The organism is Nitrospira sp. BLG_2 (assembly GCF_049222245.1).
The window spans coordinates 1-2495 of the sequence record NZ_JBLYIG010000512.1 but is presented as its reverse complement, the minus strand read 5'-3'; the positions used below and the strand labels follow the sequence as shown (position 1 = coordinate 2495).

General features: G+C 56.1%; 3 protein-coding genes. 1 reads left to right on the top strand and 2 read right to left on the bottom strand.

Annotated features, from left to right (window positions below):
• The coding region (locus ACOSYY_RS13840; RefSeq protein ID WP_421663103.1) for a CCA tRNA nucleotidyltransferase at positions 1-1290 on the top strand (1290 nt) is incomplete at its 5' end.
• Here ACOSYY_RS13840 and ACOSYY_RS13835 read toward each other — a convergent pair.
• Positions 1287-1973: a DUF6573 family protein gene (locus tag ACOSYY_RS13835; protein ID WP_421663102.1), complete on the bottom strand. Its 687-nt coding sequence runs from the start codon at positions 1971-1973 to the stop codon at positions 1287-1289. The two genes, ACOSYY_RS13840 and ACOSYY_RS13835, sit on opposite strands and share 4 nt — an antisense overlap.
• Positions 1974-2022: 49 nt before the next feature.
• The coding region (locus tag ACOSYY_RS13830) for an MFS transporter (RefSeq protein WP_421663100.1) at positions 2023-2495 on the bottom strand (473 nt) is incomplete at its 5' end.

Here is a 2495-nt window from a genome sequence, read left to right as displayed (position 1 = left end):
AACGTGAAGGGACACTTGCGCAGTCGCTTGCCGCATCGCTTGGTGACGGTGCTGGAAGAGGCCGGTCAACTGGCTGATCGCTGCGAGGTCCCCCTTTTCGTCGTCGGCGGCTGCGTGCGGGATCTATTGTTGGGAATCGAGAACCTGGACTTGGATCTCGTGGTCGAAGGCGATGGAATTGCCTTCGCGCAAAAACTCGGGGAAGCGCTGCGCGCAAGGGTCAAGGTACATGAGCGATTCGGCACGGCAATCCTGTTGTTGAGGGACGGCTTCAGACTTGATGTGGCCACCGCAAGAACGGAATATTACGAATATCCGACCGCCCTGCCGACAGTGGAACAAAGTTCCATCAAGAAAGATCTCTATCGTCGAGATTTCACCATAAACGCGCTCGCCGTCCGGTTGAACGGAAAGGGTTTCGGAGACGTGTTCGATTTCTACGGTGGACAACGGGATCTGAATGACAAGGTCATTCGCGTCTTGCACGGGCTGAGTTTTGTTGAAGATCCGACCCGCGTATTTCGGGCGATCCGATTTGAGTCCCGGTTTGGGTTTCGCTTGGGTAAGGATACGGCGGCGTTGATCGCCGGCGCCGTCAAGATGAACTTGTTTCGCCGGTTATCCGGCCACCGGCTGCTGGAAGAACTGAAACTGCTGCTGAGCGAGCGGAAACCGAAACAGGCGATCAAACGATTGGCGGAGCTGAATCTCTTGAAGTTCATTCACCCGAAGCTGAGCTGGTCGGACCGGTTGGACAAATTGTTGGCTGCGCTCGAAGAAGCCGTCGATTGGTACCGATTGTTATATTTAGATCGGAAGATGGAGGTCTGGCTGGTCTATATGATGGGACTTCTCGAAATGTTGCCGGAGCGTGCCGTGAAGGATGCATTCAAGCGCTTCCCCTTTTCCGAGCAGGAAGCGGGCAGACTCAAGATGGCCCGTGTGGGCTGCCACAATGTCATTCGTCGACTTGCGTCGAAACGACCGATCAAGCCGGCGGACGTGTACCACCTCTTGTCGGGACTATCCGATGAAACGCTGTTGATCCTCATGGCCAAAAGCAAGGGAGAAACCGTCAAGCGGCATGTCTCGGCGTTCCTCACGACCTATCAGCATGTGAGACCGATTCTGACGGGCAGTGATTTGAAAGCAATGGGATTAAAGCCGGGCCCGCAATTCAAGAGGATTCTCGATCAATTGCTTGATGCGCGGTTGAATGAAGAAGTCAAGACGGAATTGGAAGAGATGGATCTGGTAAAGCGGCTTGCCGCGTTGAAAACAGATCGTTAGTTCATCGGAATGATTGTCGCCGAGACTTCATTGGGCAGCAGCAGAGTGGCAGCCGCGCGATTCTGCTCGTCCGGTTGAATCAAGGCGAACAAGGGCACCGGCTGCGGCACACCGCCGGGCGGCAGGGCCAGCATCGCCGGAAAGTCGATCAGCGGCGAGAGTGTCGCTTGACTCGCAATGCGGAGCCGAAACGCCATCAACACATCCCGCAATCGCTCGGCTTTTTCTTCATCCGACATCGATTCACCGGGCGCGATCCCGACTTCCCAGAGCGGCTTCGTCACCGTGACGGGGAAGGTCAGGCCGAGTTTTTGCGCATCCGTCGACACATCGATCAGAAATCCGGCTTGAATCGCCTGTTGACGATTCGTGATCAGCTGATTGGCCGGGGTGTCGGCCCGTACTTCCAGCGCTTGGTCCGAATGGGTCGGGCTTTCGAGTTTAGGCTCTTCCGCTGTCGGTAACGCCGGAGCCGCTTCAGGGGGCGATTCATTACTCGCCGGGTTTTGATCATGTGTCACAGCGGTCTCATCCGGCAGAGCGGGAAGCGCTTGGATAAGGCCTTCATATACTCGTTTGGCGGAATCAGACCAGGTTGGATTGAACGGTCGGCCTCCAAAAGCCGCTTCCGCCGCTTTCCTCTCGTCATGGGTCAGCATTCTGGGAGTCTGTTTTGTGTTCATGGACGTTTAGATAAGCTGTGGGAATGGAAAGTCAAGGACCGCCCATACGCTAGTCCGGCAAACGACGGCCTTTTGTTTCCGGAGCGAACAAAAGCACAATAAGTCCGAGCAGATAGATCAGCGCGACCGTGCTGGCTGCGCGTCCGAATGTGCCTAACGTCGTGACCAGCCAGCCGGTCAGGAGAGGAGAGGCCGATGCCAAGACGCGCCCCGCGTTGAAACAGAATCCGGCCCCGGTCGCCCGTAGCTGTGTGGGGTACAGCTCCGGAAGGTAGATCGGAAATCCGCTGAAAATGCCGTTATTGAAAAACCCGAGGATCGGCAGGAGCATCAGAACACCGATATAAGTCGATGGCGTCAAGTAGGTGACCGGCAACATGATGAGACTTCCAAGGCACATGAAGGCGAATACCGCTCGTCTGCCGAATCGATCAGCGAGAGGACCGAAGCCCAGGTATCCAAATATCGCCCCGGCGTTCAAAGCCATGATGGCGTAGCTCACATATCTGGTGAGGGTTGCGG